10 protein-coding genes are annotated in these 14,678 nt (G+C 73.6%); 5 read left to right on the top strand and 5 right to left on the bottom strand.

Annotated features, from left to right (window positions below; genetic code table 11):
* Positions 1-39: 39 nt before the first annotated feature.
* Complete coding sequence (locus tag OG552_RS14720; protein ID WP_329133015.1) at positions 40-1,437, bottom strand: FAD-binding oxidoreductase; 1,398 nt, start codon at positions 1,435-1,437, stop codon at positions 40-42.
* 41 nt (positions 1,438-1,478) lie between these two features.
* A complete protein-coding gene (locus OG552_RS14715) occupies positions 1,479-2,387 on the bottom strand; it encodes a hypothetical protein (RefSeq protein WP_329133013.1) in 909 nt (302 codons plus the stop codon).
* Between the two features lie 180 nt (positions 2,388-2,567).
* On the opposite strand from OG552_RS14715, the gene OG552_RS14710 reads away from it, so the two are divergent.
* Positions 2,568-3,530 (top strand): YhfZ family protein, encoded by a 963-nt coding sequence (locus OG552_RS14710; RefSeq protein WP_329133011.1) that lies wholly within the window; start codon positions 2,568-2,570, stop codon positions 3,528-3,530.
* A 155-nt stretch (positions 3,531-3,685) separates the two neighbouring features.
* Here the strand turns inward: OG552_RS14710 and OG552_RS14705 are convergent, their stop codons facing one another.
* Positions 3,686-5,809 (bottom strand): HelD family protein, encoded by a 2,124-nt coding sequence (locus OG552_RS14705; RefSeq protein ID WP_443070934.1) that lies wholly within the window; start codon positions 5,807-5,809, stop codon positions 3,686-3,688.
* A 358-nt stretch (positions 5,810-6,167) separates the two neighbouring features.
* Here OG552_RS14705 and OG552_RS14700 point away from each other — a divergent pair, with 358 nt between their 5' ends.
* Positions 6,168-6,341 carry a hypothetical protein gene (locus tag OG552_RS14700; RefSeq protein WP_329133009.1) on the top strand — a complete coding sequence of 58 codons (174 nt, stop codon included), beginning with the start codon at positions 6,168-6,170 and terminating at the stop codon, positions 6,339-6,341.
* Between the two features lie 219 nt (positions 6,342-6,560).
* Here OG552_RS14700 and OG552_RS14695 read toward each other — a convergent pair whose 3' ends face one another.
* Positions 6,561-7,790, bottom strand: a complete 1,230-nt coding sequence (locus OG552_RS14695; RefSeq protein ID WP_329133008.1) for an LPXTG cell wall anchor domain-containing protein — start codon at positions 7,788-7,790, stop codon at positions 6,561-6,563.
* Positions 7,791-8,089: 299 nt separating this feature from the next.
* Between OG552_RS14695 and OG552_RS14690 the strand changes: the two genes are divergently transcribed.
* Entirely contained in the window at positions 8,090-9,742 is a 1,653-nt protein-coding gene (locus tag OG552_RS14690; protein WP_329133006.1) for a DNA repair helicase XPB, read from the top strand.
* Between the two features lie 162 nt (positions 9,743-9,904).
* Complete coding sequence (locus OG552_RS14685; protein ID WP_443070933.1) at positions 9,905-10,717, top strand: VanZ family protein; 813 nt, start codon at positions 9,905-9,907, stop codon at positions 10,715-10,717.
* A 44-nt stretch (positions 10,718-10,761) separates the two neighbouring features.
* On the opposite strand, the gene OG552_RS14680 is transcribed toward OG552_RS14685, so the two are convergent.
* Complete coding sequence (locus OG552_RS14680) at positions 10,762-13,350, bottom strand: helicase C-terminal domain-containing protein (protein ID WP_329133004.1); 2,589 nt, start codon at positions 13,348-13,350, stop codon at positions 10,762-10,764.
* Positions 13,351-13,471: 121 nt separating this feature from the next.
* On the opposite strand from OG552_RS14680, the gene OG552_RS14675 reads away from it, so the two are divergent.
* Positions 13,472-14,404 carry a hypothetical protein gene (locus OG552_RS14675; RefSeq protein ID WP_329133002.1) on the top strand — a complete coding sequence of 311 codons (933 nt, stop codon included), beginning with the start codon at positions 13,472-13,474 and terminating at the stop codon, positions 14,402-14,404.
* Positions 14,405-14,678 lie beyond the last annotated feature (274 nt).

Genomic DNA, 14,678 nt, shown 5'->3' with positions numbered 1-14,678 from the left:
GGGCGCCGCTGTCTTGGCGGCGCCGGGAGACAGGGCGGGTCAGAGGCCGAGCTTGCCGGGGTTCAGCAGGGCGTCGGGGTCCAGGGCGTGCTTGAGCTTGCGCAGGACGAGGTGCGCCTGCCCCAGGGAGCGGCGCGCGTACGGGGAGCGGGCGAGACCTCCGCCGTGGTGGTGGGAGAGTTCGGCTCCGTGGTCGAGGCAGACGGTCATGGCGGTGGCCCAGATGTTCTCCAGGCGGGCGGTGGCGGCAGCGTCGTCGGGCGCCTGGCCGAGCAGGATGAGATACATCGAGGTGCCCTGTGGATACACGTGGGAGAAGTGGACGAGGACCTCGTCCGCGAGCGGTTCCAGGGCAGCCTTGAGCGCGTCGTACAGGCCGTGGATGTGGCGCCAGGTGTGGGCGACCTCGATGGTTTCGGCGAAGCCGCCCGGGGTGCCGAGGCGCTTTTCCACCGTGGAGAAGTCGAAGCGCCGTGCCATCCAGGCTGCGGCCGGCTCCGGGCCCAGCCCGGTGGCGCCGTGACGGGCCGCGAGGCCGGTCAGGACGTCCATCTCGGCAGCCGCCACGGACGGTGCTCCCTCGGTGCCGACGAACAGCACGGGGTGGTCGGCGGTGTCGTCGACCAGGACGTGACGGGCTTCGTCGGCGTCGTACAGGCGCAGCAGGAAGGGCCGCAGGTTCAGTGCCGCCTGTTCGCGCATGACCGCGAGCCCTGCCGCCACGTCGGGGAGGCGGAAGGTCTGCAGGTGCCTGCTCTCGGGGAGGGGGAAGATCTTGAACGTCACGCGGGTGACGACGCCGAGGGTGCCCTCGGAACCCAGGAACAGTTGTCGCAGGTCAGGGCCCATGGCGGCCCGGGGGGACGCGGTGAGGTCGATGGCCTCGCCGGTGGCCAGCACCACCCGGTAGCCGACGACCAGGTCCTCGACTCCGCCGTAGCGGGAGGAGAACTGCCCGGTCGCCAGGGTCGCCAGCCATCCGCCGACCGAGGAGCGGTAGAGGGACTGCGGGGAGAAGCGGGTGGACCATCCGGCCGCTTGGAGGGCGTCTTCCAGTTCGCCGCCGTTGTTGCCGGCCGGAACGGTCACCGTCATGTCGGTCTCGTCGATGACGTGCGGCCCGACCAGGCCGCTGACGTCCAGGACGATCCCGCCCCGGGTCGGCAGCGGCTGTCCGGTCACCGACGACCCCAGGGCACGCGTCGTCACCGGCACTCCGGCGCGGCCGGCGGCGAGCAGCACGGTCACCACGTCCTGTTCGGTGGCCGCTTTGACCACCGCCTGCGCGGTGTAGGGGTGCCTGCCCTGCAGATTCCACTTGGTGGCCACCGGCCAGGAGTCGTGGCTGGTCGCCGCGAGCGTCGCCGGGTCGGTGCTGATCGCGGCGGGACCCAGGTCCTTGGCGAGCTGCTCCAGCAGGGTCGAGATGTCGGACACGATGCTCCTTGTTACGAGAAGGTGGTAGACCGGCCGGCGGGTCAGGTGAGAACCGTGGCCAGGGTGAGACAGACGGGTGTCATGACGGCGATCGCCACCGCCGGCGGATCGATGTGGGTGTCCGCGTGTATGAGGAAGAGCCGTGAGACGCCCTCGCCGATCAGGGCCGTGGCCAGGCCCGCGACCGCGCCCACCCACACCGAGGAGAAGGCCAGGCCCGTCGCGGCGGCGACGGAGGTGACGTGGTGGGTGGCCGGCACGGAAACGGGCGTGGCCAGGAACACCAGGGACATCGCCGAGACCCCGAAGGCGAGGACCCCCGCTGCCACGCCCAGTGAGGGGTCGGCGCGTACGAGTTCGACCGCCGACCACGAAGCGAGGAAGCCGACCGCGAGCCCGAGCAGGCCGGCCATCAGCGGCTTCTCCTGCCAGGGCAGCCAGGCCGCAGTCGGTGTCGTGCGGAGGCGGTTGCGCAGTCCGGCGGCCTGCGAACTGCCGAACAGACCGGTCCGGCCGAACAGCAGGCGGGCCACGACCGCCGAGGCGACCACCGTGATGGCCGTGGTGTTGGTGTAGGTGACCATCCAGTGGCTGGCGTTCAGGGCGCTCTGGACGACCAGTCCGAATACCCCGAAGACGGCTCCCACCAGGAGGGTCACCGGGTCCGCGAGGGAGACCAGACCGGTGACGATGTCACGGCCGGAGCTGATCTTCCCCCTGCGCGCCGCGTAGGCCAGAGCGGCTACGGCACCGGCGAAGGCGACGTGCGGTCCGAACCACTCCCCGAGCGCGACATGCGTGAGGAACCAGGGGTTCCCTGCGCCGAGGGCGCCGCCCACCCCCACCAGGATCGCCAGCCCGCACAGCACGAATGCCGCCAAGGCCCCGACCGCGGCGGCGAACAGTCCACCGGCGGCGGCAGCGGCCACCGCTTCCAGAGTGAGATGCATTGCGGCTCCTGATGTGCGTCTTCCTTGACAGTACTCCGTATTTGGAGTACTCGGATTTTGGAGTGAATGTACGGAGGGTAGGACGCACTGTCAATCGCCGCGTGTAGCCTGATCTTCCGAAGGCCGGGAGCGGGGTGCCGGCAGGCTCGGGCCCGCCGGCCGGAAGACGGGAGGAGTCCGTTGCTCGAACAGGACCGGTCGCCGGCTCCACCGGCGGCGGCGCCCGCTCGCCGCCCCCTGGAACAGGCGCTCCAGGCGATCGTCGTGGACGCACTGGGGGCGGGCGTCGGCGCCACACTGCCCACCAACAGTCACTATCTGCGCGCGGTGGGGGCCAGCGCCGGGACGGTCCAGCGTGCGATCAAGGTGCTCGCGGAGCAAGGGGCGCTCACCACGACGTCGCGCGGTCACCTCGGGCGCACGATCGACTCCCTGCGACTCGGCCCCGCCTGGCACATCGCCGGGCTCTCCCCGCTGCGACTGCTGCTCCCGCCCAGCGGCCCCGCCGAGATCGACGTCCTCACCGAATCCCTCGCCGGGGAGCTCACCCGGCTGGGCGTGCCGCACACCGTCCATCACCGGCGCGGCGGCGCCCGCCGCCTGGACGCCGTCGCCATCGGCGCGTACGACCTCGCCATCGTCTCGGCAGGAGCCCTCGACGGGGCTGACGTGCCGTCCCTCGACGGGGCGCCGACCCTGCGGCTGCCGCCCGGGACGTACTACGCGCCCCGCCGGCTCGTCGTGGTCTCCCGCACCGGCGAGGCACCCGCAGGCCCCGGAATGCGCGTGGCCATCGACCACGACTCACCCGACCACACCCTGCTCACCAAGGCGGCCTTCCCGCCCGATCGCGGCTACACCTACGTCCAGCACACCTTCCCGGAGGTGCCGGCAGCGGTCCTGCGGCGCGAGGTCGACGCCGGCATCTGGCACCTCAGCCACACCGTCATCCCCCTCGACCTGGCGGGCCTGCAGTGCACCGCCATGGAGGACCTGGACGTCGGCGGGGCGTGGCGCGACCTGTCCGCCGCCGTCGTGATCGGGTGGCCGCAGCGCGGCGAACTCACCTCTGTTCTGGCCTCGATCCGGCTGCCCGAACTCGTCGAGGCTCAGCACCGGCGCCTCGCCGACGAAGCACCCTGACGAGGAGAGACAGCGCGCCCGCACCGCACCGCCGGACTGCCCGACACCTCCCGCGCCATCGCCGGCCCCGTCCCCGACCGCACGTCAGGGCAGGAACTCCCGGGCCCGCGTGGGAGACGTGCCCCCCCCGCGCCCCTGAGGGGGCGCCGTCGCCGCTAAGCCGCGAGGGCCTGGGGGAGAGGGGTCGCGTGGAGGACGGTGAGGCCGGAGACCGCTCGGGTCAGGGCAACGTAGAGGCGGCGGAGGCCGGTGCGCTCGTCGGGTTCGGCGGCGACGACGGCAGCCGGTTCGTCCAGGACCACGTAGTCGTATTCGAGCCCCTTCGCCAAGGAGGCCGGGACCAGCGTGAGACGGGCGGTCGCGGACGTCTCCTCACCGGGAGAGAGATGGTCGAGGCCCGCCGCGGCCAGCGCCGCCCCCAACTCCGGGATCCGGGTATCCGCCGCGATCAGCCCGACCGACCCCTCGAACCCCAGTGACGCGCGGCACGCGTCCACCACCGCCGCGTCCAGCCCGCCCGCCGGCACCGCACGTACCGCGAGCGCGCCCGCCGACTCCCGTACCGAGGTCGCGGGGGCGAGCCCCGGGGCGATGGCGGGAAGCAGCCGGGAGGCGTACGCGATCACCTCGCGCGGCACACGGAACCCCCGCGTCAGCTCCTCGACGCGTGCCTCCGGCTTGCCCAGGTGGGCGAGCGCCTCGGCCCAGGACGAGGTGGCCCACGGAGTCGTGCCCTGGGCGAGGTCGCCGAGGACCGTCGCGGAACCGGTCGAACAGCGCCGCCCCACCGCCCGGTACTGCATCGGCGAGAGGTCCTGCGCCTCGTCCAGCACCACATGGCCCAGCGACGACGTCCGCTGCACCAGGTCGTACGCCTCGTCCACCAGCACCGCGTCCGCCGCCGACCAGCGCGCTGACTTCAGCCCGCGGGCCGGCTTCTCCCACCGCACCGCCCGCTGCTCCTCCTCGGTCAGCAGCCCGTCCGCGCACGACGCCAGGAACTCCGGCTCGGAGAGCAGCCGCAGCACCACCTTCGCCGGATCGACCGGCGGCCAGCATGCCTTCACCGCGGCCTTCACCGCGGGGTTGCGGGCCACCGCGTCCTGCACCCGGTCGTCCGGCGCCTCCCCGGCCCGCTCCATCTGGACCAGCACCGCGTGCGCGATCCGCTGCGGAAGCGCGTCGTGCGCGGCGCCGTACCGGATGTCACGGGCGGCCAGCTCCCGGACGATCTCCTCCAGTTCGTACGCCGGCACCCGCCAGCGGCGCGACCCGCGGACCACCATCACCGGCTCGGTGGGCATCCGGATGCCGGCCCGGACCGCCCGGCGCAGCACCTGCGCCATCCGCACGTCGCCCTTGATCCGCGCCGCGGTCGCCCCGTCGGTGCCGCGCACCTCGACATGGGCCACCAGGTCGTCCACCGTCGCCTGCTTGACCTGCAGCTCGCCCAGCGCGGGCAGCACCTGCTCGATGTACCGCAGGAAGGACTTGTTCGGCCCGATCACCAGCGTGCCGGTCCTGGCCAGCCGCTCCCGGTGCGCGTACAGCAGATACGCCACCCGGTGCAGGCCGACCGCGGTCTTACCGGTGCCCGGCGCGCCCTGGACGCAGACCGAGCCGGTGATCCCGGCCCGGACGATCTCGTCCTGCTCCGGCTGGATGGTCGCCACGATGTCCCGCATCGGACCGACGCGCGGGCGCTCGATCTCGGTCTGCAGCAGCTTGCTGGTGGTGGCGTCCGACTCCGCCGGGTCGGAGAGGTGCTCGTCCTCGTAGGCGGTCAGTTCGCCGCCGGTGTAGCCGAAGCGGCGGCGCAGCGCCACGTCCAGCGGCTCGGTGCGCGACGCCCGGTAGAACGGCTGGGAGACCGGCGCCCGCCAGTCGATCACCATCGGGTCGCCGTCCGCGTCGTGCACATGGCGGCGCCCGATGTAGAAGCTCTCCCCTTCGGCGCCCTCGGCCAGCTCCACGCCCGGAGCGTGCAGGTAGTCGAGGCGGCCGAAGAAGAGCGGGGTGTCGGCGAGGTCGGCGAGCGCTTTGATCCTGACCTCGATCTCGCCGGCCAGGATCTTCGCGTTGACCCAGTTGCCGGTGACATCGGTGATGTCCAGCGCTTCCACGTCATGCCGCATGGCGCGCAGCGCGGCCCGCGCGGCGGCCAGATGGTCGCGCTCGCGGCGCAGCGGATCGTACGGGGAAGGGGAGGCGGAGGAAGGGGACGCGGAAGAAGCGGACGAAGGGGAAGAAGGGGACTCGGTGTGGGCGTGCGAGGGCACGGCGCTGCCTCCGGCTCGATGCGGTCGTCGGATGCCCCGGGGCGTGCGCGGGTGCGCGAAGACGTCCGCGGACGCACGCGAGGCGGTGACACGAGGGGCCGCCCGGTTTCCGTCCGGGCGGCGGCACTCCCCAGGGGACTCCGGGGGAGTCCGAGGGGAGGCGGCAAGACCGGAGATCCTACGCGCCCGGCCCGGCGGCCGCGAAACGGTTTTCCGGGCGAGGGGGCAGCGGCCCGGGTCAGGGTCGGACCCCGGGTGCGGCTCAGGGTGGGAGGTCCGCCCGCGGTCGGACCGAAAAGACGAGATCTACATCCCCGGTCCGACGTACTCCCGGTGCCCGATTGCCTACCGTTGAAGTATGGCTTCCATCGCAGTTCCCCCAGGTCTGACCGCCCATGGCGGCACCGCGCTCGGTGCCCGCCCCGACCACTCCCGGCACCTGCTCGGCAGCGCGCTGCGTGCGGTGCGCGTCTACGTCACCACCGCGATCGAGGTCACCGTCCTCGGCAACGACGGCAAGCGGGCCTGGTGACCGGCACCGCCCGCTGCGTACGTCTCACCGCACCTTTCACCCCTTGAGGTGAGTACGGCGACGGATGCCCGTGAGGTGCGACCTGCTGTCCCCCGGGGGTATGACGCTCACCGGCCGGCTGCCGCGCAGCGAAGGAAGCCGGCCGTATAGGGAGCGGCCGGCTTCCGTGCTACCCGCTGAGCCGGGCTCAGCGCTCAGTGCTCATCCGTGGTCCTCGCGTCAGGCGTGACGTCCACGGCGGCGGCTGATGAACATCAGTGCGCCACCGGTGGCGAGGACGCCCGCGGCGCCGATCGCCATCCACTCCGTGCCGTCGGAGCCGGTGTGCGGCAGCGTGGGGGGAGTGGTGGGCGGGTGGTGCGGCGGGTGGGTGGGAGGAGTGGTCGGGGGCGTGGTCGGGGGAGTCGTGGGCGGGTGCGTCGGGGGGTGGGTCGGAGGGTGCGTCGGCCGGTGGGTGGGGGGAGTGTGCGGGGGCTTGGTCGGAGGGGTGGTCGGCGGGCAGTCGGTGGTCTCCGGGGGCGAGGAGGGCGACGGCTGGGTGTAGCCGCCCGAGCTGCCGTAACCGGAGCTGTGGCCCTCGGACTGGCCCGGGTCGCCGTAGCCGTCGGCGCTGCCCGGGTCGCTGTGGCTGCCCGAGCCGTAACCGCCGTCCGTGCTCTCGTCCGTGCCCTCGTCCGGGTCGGAGCCATAGGAGTCGGAGCCGTAGGTGTCCGTGCTCTCGTCCGGGTCCGAGCCGTAAGAGTCAGAGTCCGAGCCGTAGGAATCCGAGCCGTAAGAGTCGGAGTCCGAGCCGTAGGAATCCGAGCCGTAGGAGTCCGAGTCGGAACCGTAGGTGTCGGGGTCGTCGTAGCCGTAGCCGTAGTCGGAGCCGTAGCCCTCGGACTCGTCCGTGCCGTACTCGCCGTCCGAGTCCTCGTCGGTGCCCGAGGAGCTCTGACTGCCGGCGGCGGAGGTGTCCGAGTCGCTCTGGCCGGTGGACGCTGAGGTGTCCGGGTCACTGTGACCAGACGCTGAGGTGTCCGCGTCGCTGTGACCGGACGACGCAGCGGATGAGGTGTCCGGGTCGCTGTGACCGGACGACGAGGTGCCCGGACCGTTGTGGCCGGTGCCGGCCGCCGTGCCCGGGCCATCGTGGCCGGGAGCGGCGGAGGCACCCGCGCTGCTGGGGGTCGTGGCGGCCGGGTCCGCCGGGTCGGTGACGGTCCAGTCGAAGTTGTCCGACGCTGAGTCGTCGTGGCTGACACCGTGGACGGTGCCGGCCCCGCTCTGCGCGAACGCGTTGGACGGCCCGTCGTTGGCGGGCGGAGTGGCGCCGGACGCGCTGCCGGGGAGCAACAGGCCGGCGGTGGCCATGACGGCCGCGCCGACGACTGCCGTGGACGCCGCGACGGCTTTGAGCGTCCTCCGCGGGCGCGGCTGGGCGGGAGGAGGCATCTGCTGGTGATCCATGGGGGAATAAAACATCAAATAGGACTCGTCATGACATATGCCACGGACCAGGACGCGGCAAGTTCGCACGGATGGCCACACCCGCGGGCCGTGGTTGGCCGCCGGGCGGGTGATCCTGGCCCCGCCACGGAGTGAAACCGCTGCCCGGAAGTGCCCTCTCCTGCCGGGCGGGGACGCCGTCCGGCACCGCGTGACCACGGCCACCCGGCCGTACCCGCCATCCGACGTACAATTCTCTGTTCCCCCTGAACGCTCCCCCGGTGTTCAGCCAACGCGCTCCCCGACCGCGGAGGTCCTGCGTGTCCTGTCTGATCGTCCAGAGCGACAAGACCCTCCTGCTGGAGGTCGACCACGAACAGGCCGACGCCTGCCGGCGGGCCATCGCACCCTTCGCCGAACTGGAGCGCGCTCCCGAGCACATCCACACCTACCGGCTGACCCCGCTCGGCCTGTGGAACGCCCGCGCCGCCGGCCACGACGCCGAGCAGGTGGTGGACGCGCTGGTGGAGTACTCGCGCTACCCGGTGCCGCACGCCCTGCTGGTCGACGTCGCCGAGACAATGGACCGCTACGGGCGGCTGCGGCTCAGCAAGGACCCCGCGCACGGGCTGGTGCTGACCACCACCGACCGGCCGGTGCTTGAGGAGGTCCTGCGCTCCAAGCGGATCCAGCCGCTGGTGGGCGCCCGGATCGACGAGGACACCGTCCTGGTGCACCCCTCCGAGCGCGGCCAGATCAAGCAGGTGCTGCTGAAGCTGGGCTGGCCGGCCGAGGACTTCGCCGGTTACGTGGACGGCGAGGCGCACACGATCGAGCTGGACGAGTCCGAGTGGAGCCTGCGGCCGTACCAGAAGCAGGCGGTGGAGAACTTCTGGCACGGCGGTTCCGGCGTGGTCGTGCTGCCCTGCGGCGCCGGCAAGACGCTGGTCGGCGCGGGCGCGATGGCGCAGGCCAAGGCGACCACGCTGATCCTGGTGACGAACACGGTCTCGGCCCGGCAGTGGAAGCACGAGCTGGTCAAGCGGACCTCACTCACCGAGGAGGAGATCGGCGAGTACAGCGGCACCCGCAAGGAGATCCGGCCGGTCACCATCGCCACCTACCAGGTCCTGACGACCAAGCGGAAGGGTGTCTACCCGCACCTGGAGCTCTTCGACTCCCGCGACTGGGGGCTGATCGTCTACGACGAGGTGCACCTGCTGCCCGCCCCGGTCTTCAAGTTCACCGCCGACCTGCAGGCGCGGCGCCGGCTCGGGCTGACCGCGACGCTGGTCCGCGAGGACGGCCGCGAGTCGGACGTCTTCTCGCTGATCGGCCCGAAGCGCTTCGACGCGCCGTGGAAGGAGATCGAGGCGCAGGGCTACATCGCGCCCGCCGACTGCGTCGAGGTCCGGGTCAACCTCACCGACTCCGAGCGGCTCGCCTACGCCACCGCGGAGCCGGAGGAGAAGTACCGCTACTGCGCCACCACCGCGACCAAGCGGAAGGTGACGGAGGCGCTGGTGGCCAAGCACGCGGGGCAGCAGACGCTGGTCATCGGGCAGTACATCGACCAGCTGGACGAGCTGGGCGAGCACCTGGGCGTGCCGGTGATCAAGGGCGAGACGTCCAACGCGCAGCGGGAGAAGCTCTTCGAGGCGTTCCGGCAGGGTGAGATCTCGGTGCTGGTGGTCTCCAAGGTCGCCAACTTCTCCATCGACCTGCCCGAGGCGACGGTCGCCATCCAGGTCTCCGGCACGTTCGGCTCCCGCCAGGAGGAGGCGCAGCGGCTCGGCCGGGTGCTGCGCCCGAAGGCGGACGGGCACGAGGCCCGTTTCTACTCGGTGGTCGCCCGCGACACCATCGACCAGGACTTCGCCGCCCACCGGCAGCGGTTTCTGGCCGAACAGGGCTACGCGTACCGGATCGTGGACGCGGACGACCTGCTGACCGGCGCGGGCGAGGACATCTGACCCGGGGTCACCGGGGGGTCATGGCCGGCGGCTGGAATCCGCCCCTCCGCCGCCGTATCGGCGCGTACGGCGGCCGGGGGCGGGTAGACGCCCGCTCACAGCACACCGGGTGCTGACGAGGGGGGTTTACGGTTCATGGCCGTCCGAGACACGCTGTTCCGCGTGACACCGAAGAGGGACGAGCCCAAGCCGCGCGCGCCCAGAAAAGACGCCGCCGCCACCACCGAGACCCGCGCGCCCCGGCGGATTCCGCGGATGCGGGCGTCGAAGACGACCGAGCCGAAGACGCGGGAGCCGAAGGCGGGGGCGCTCAAGGCGCGTGAGCCGAAGACACGCGAGCCGAAGACGCGTGAGCCGAAGACGGGCGGGACCAAGAAGCGGGCGCCCAAGACGCGCGGGGCGGCGGTGCGCACCCCGAAATCCCGTACGCCCGCCGCCTCTGCCGCCGCCGAGCCGCGCCGTCCGGTCCTCCAGCGCCGCTCGCTCGGCTCCACCCTGGCCCGGGCCGCCGTCATGGCCATCGCCATCGTCGGCATGGTCGCCTTCGCGGTGGCCCTCGCCAAGGTCACGCTGGTGCCGTCACCGGCCTCGGTGAACCTGATCCACACCAACCTCAAGCCGGGCGCCTCCATCCGCGCCTACCTCGATCAGCCCGAGACGCGCGACACCATCAAGCAGATCGGCGGCAACGTCCTGCTCGGCGTCCCCTTCGGCGTCCTGCTCCCGATGCTCTTCCCGCGGGCCCGCGGCCTCTTCCGGGTCCTGCTGATCACCGCGTTCGTCATGGTGCTGGTCGAGGCGACCCAGGGCGCCATCGTCGAGGGCCGCGCCTTCGACATCGACGACGTCATCCTCAACACCGCGGGCGCCCTGATCGGTTACCTCCTCCTCGGCCGCCGCCTCGGCCGCGCCCTCCACCCCCGCCGCACCCACTGGTGGCACCGCCTCGGCTTCGGCACCCCGCCCGAACAGTGACCGGTGACCCGTGACCGGTCCCGGCACGGCGCGGGCGGCGCGGGTCAGGCGGGGTCGTCGGCCAGTTCGGCGACGCCGGTGATGCGGTGGAGGGCGAAGGTGCGCATCTCGTCGGCGTTGTGGTCGTAGGCGGTCACATAGCCGCCTTCGACCCGGACCGGGGCGATGACGCGCTGGCTGGCGGCGCCCTCGGCGTTGACGTAGCCGATCCACAGGGAGCCGCCGGTGAGGGCGGCGGCCTGCATGGTGGCGAGGGTGTCGGCGGCCGGGGTACGGGGCAGGCCGCCCGGGGCGCCCGGCTCCGGGGGGCGGCGGACGGCGGTGGCGGCCCGGTCGCCGGCCCTGATCGCCTTGACGGCGGCGCCCAGCAGCCGGTCGGCCGGGGTGGGCGCGCCCTCGGCGACCGGTACGGGCGGGGTGCGCGGCGGGGTGCGGCGGGCGTCCGGGCGGGAGATCAGCACGTCGCCGTCGGCCGACTCGGCGGCCGGCGCGAGGCCCATCGCCCGCAGGCGGTCGAGCAGCGTGGTGGGTTCGGCCTGGGCGGCCAGCACGGTCGGGGCGAGCCGGCGCAGACCCAGCCCGGCGGCCCTGCGGTCGGCGAGGAGTTCGGCGAGCACGGAGTCGTCGTCGCACCGCAGATACGCCGAGGCCGCACCGACCCTGAGGGTCCCGTGCCGCCGGGCCACGTCGTCGATCAGATAGCTGAGCGGCTGCGGGACCGGGGTGCGCGAGTGCGTGGTCAGGAATTCCTGCAGTTCGGCCGCGGTACGGCCGGCGTCCAGGGCCCGGCGCACGGAGCCGGGGGTGAAGCGGTAGACGGTGGCGCCGCCCTTGGACTCGATGTCGGCGAGGACCCCGAGGGTCTCGGCGAGCGGGGCGATCAGCGGGCCGGGGGCCACCGCGGTGAGGTCGGCCTGCAGCAGCACGTGGTCCAGCGGCTCGGGCAGCAGCGGCGCGAGGGTGGCGGCGGCCCGTTCCGCACCGTCGGAGAGCAGCGCGCGGGCGTGGGCGGCGAGGCCGCCGCGGCCGGTGATCCCGAGGTTCTCCGCGTCGTTGAGCGTCCAGGTCAGCAGATCGGTGCGGAGGGTGTCGGTGCCGGCCCGCAGCGGCCGTTCCCAGCGCAGCCGGGCCAGCAGGGAGTCGCGGTCAGCGGCGGAGCCCGGCGGGAGCCCGGCCAGCAGCCGCAGCGTCCGGCCGCGGACCTGCGGCGCGAGCGAACGGTCCAGGTCGGGGCCGAGCGCGGACAGGGCGCGGTTCTTGGGGTCGCGGGTGCCGACCAGGCCGGGCGTACGGGTCGCGGTGAGCCAGGCGGCGGCGAGCGCGGTCCACTGGCGGGCGGCCGGGAGCTGGCGCCACTCGTCGGCGGCGGGGGTGGGGGCGTACGCCTCGTCCAGTTCGCCGTCGGTGGCGATCAGGCCGGTGACATAGGCGAGTTCGAGCCAGAAGGCGGCTTCGGGCTCGGTGAGGTCCAGGGCGGCGGCGGTGCGTTTCAGATCCCGGACGCTGATGCCGCCGGCCCGCAGCACGGCGGGGCCGCCGGTCTCCCACTCGGTGAGGAGTTCGGTGACGACACGGGTCGCGGTGAGCGCCTGGCCGGCCGCGGTGAGGTCGACGGTCCGCTCGGTGCGGGGGACGGCCGCCACGGGAGGCGGCGACGGCTGGGGGGTGCGGTGCGCCCGGCCGCCGCGCAGGGTCAGCGCCACCTCGCGGGGCAGGACGACGTTGTGCGGGCCGGAGGGCAGCAGGAGGCCGCGGGCCAGCAGCCACTGCACGGGTGTCCTGGCCTCGGCGGCCCGCACCGCGACGCTCGCGTCCCGTACCTCGCCGTACGGCGGACCCCACACCAGGCGCTCCAGCACCCCGCGGACCCCCTCTGGTGCCCCGTCGAGCAGCGCGCCCAGCGCGTCCGGGTCGGCGAACAGGGCGGCCAGCGCGTCCAGGGCGCTCACCGAGTCGTGCGTGCCGGGCAGCCCGGCGTCCGCCAGTACGTCCTGGAGGCGGCCGGGAGACATCCCCGCGGTGGTCTCCCGCACGGAGGGCCCGAGACCGGTGGCCGACACCACGCCCGCGGCCGGCGCCAGCACGTCCCGCGCCGTGCGTACCAGCCGCAACGCGTCCTCGGTCCCCCACACCACCCCGCACTCGCGCAGCCTCTCCACCGCCCCGGGCAGCGCCGCGACCACTTCCGCGACCACCTCCGGTGACGGGAGCGCGCCGCCGATCCCGCCTCCGGGCAGTGCGGCGGCGTTGCGCGCGGCCTGCGCGTCGGCGCCGGCGGCGCCGGCGGCTTCGGCCTGCTCGGCGGCTTTTCCGGCCTTCCGGCGGCCGGTGCCGGCGGCGGGGCGGCCCGTCATCAGGGTGCTCAGCGCGGTGTACGGCGTGGGGTCGGGGGCCACGGCCAGCGCCTCGGCCACCTGGCGGGTGAAGGTGTCGAGGTGGTCGAGGGTGCGCAGCACGGAGGTGCGGGTGGCGGCGCGGGTGGCGAGCTGGGTGAGGTCGGTGGGGACCGGGGAGAGGAGGTCCGGGCGGGCGCGCAGCAGGCGGGCCAGCGCCTCGTCGTCACGTGCGCGCAGGTCCTCCGCCAGGGTGCGCGGGGCGGAGGCAGCACCGCCGTCCCGGGCTTCACTCGTCATCCGTCCCACATTAGCCGCACCGCTCGAATATCCGAGCCCTCGCCTGGGACGGGGACAGCCGCGGCGGCGGCCGGGTACCGTCGGGGCAGGCCAACGCGGCGCGGAGGAAGGGGGCTTGGCGGTGGGCGTCGAGAGCGATCAGCTGGTGCTCGACTATCTGAGCCGGATCGGCGACCTCGCGCAGACGACGCTGCCCGCCGCCCAGCGGATGCAGCTGGTCGCACAGCTCCGCAAGGACATCGACCGCGAGCGCCGGGGCAGCGACAGCCCGGCCACCGTACGCCGCATCCTGGACCGGCTCGGGCCACCCGACGAGGTGGTCGAGGCGGCGGCGGGCACCGTGGCCGGCGGCCGGAGCCGGCCCACGATCCCCGAGCCCGCCGCGGAGCCGCCGCCCGGCTCCTACGGCCCGTACGCCAAGCCGCGGCCGAAGACCCAGCAGGACGGTGACACCGACTGGTGGCGGATGGGGCCCGGGGAGGCCGGCCCGATCCGGGCCGGGGACGAACTGGCGGGGTTGCCCGGGATGACCGGGGGCGTCTTCATCCCCTTCGACGACGAGGAGCTGGCCGAGGACGGGCCGCAGGTGACGCGGAAGCGGCTCGTTCCGGTGGCGGAGGAGGAGCCTGCCGCGGAAGCGGTGGCGGAGGGGCCCGCGGCCGGCCCGGGCGGACGCCGTCTGCTGCCCCGGCTCGGCGGCCTCCGCAGCGGCGGCAGGGGGTGGGGGAGCCCGGTCCTGCTGCTGGCCGCCGCGCTGCTCGTCGCCGGCGCCGTGATCGGCTCGCTCATCCCGATGGGACTCGGCTGGCTGATGGGCTACCTGTCCCGCCGCCTCACCCGCCGGCAGGCGAAGTTCGGCATCCTCGGCATTCCGGGTGCGGCGGCTGCCGGCCTGCTGGTGTGGCTCTGGGGGCGTGACGTCGGCAAGTGGAGTACGCCCATCGCCGAGGGTCACCTCGGCGATGCGATCCAGGACGCGCTTCCGGCCACCATCCGCATCGCGGCGGTTGGCTCCGCCCTCTACCTCCTCTGGCGCTCCCGCCGCCCCGCCTAGCCGGCGCCCTCCCCGGGGGCGCGGCTCCTCGGCGGTGCCCTACCAGGGGCGCGGGGAACTGCGCGCTCAGCCCGCGACGGGCTGTACGTCGTCACCGTCCGTCAGGGGCAGTCGCTGTCGTTTCCGGACCACCGGCGGGTGGCCGGTTGCTCGCGCAGTTCCCCGCGCCCCTTTGGGGCGGCGGTGCCCTGCCAGGGGCGCGAGGAACTGCGCGCTCAGCCACGATGGGGCTGTATGTCGTCACCGTCCGTCAGGGGCAGTCGCTGTCGTGTCC

It is taken from the genome of Streptomyces sp. NBC_01476, assembly GCF_036227265.1.
In the GTDB taxonomy this organism is placed as follows: domain Bacteria; phylum Actinomycetota; class Actinomycetes; order Streptomycetales; family Streptomycetaceae; genus Actinacidiphila.
The sequence above is the reverse complement of the archived record's forward strand: the minus strand, read 5'-3'. Positions and strand labels throughout refer to the sequence as shown.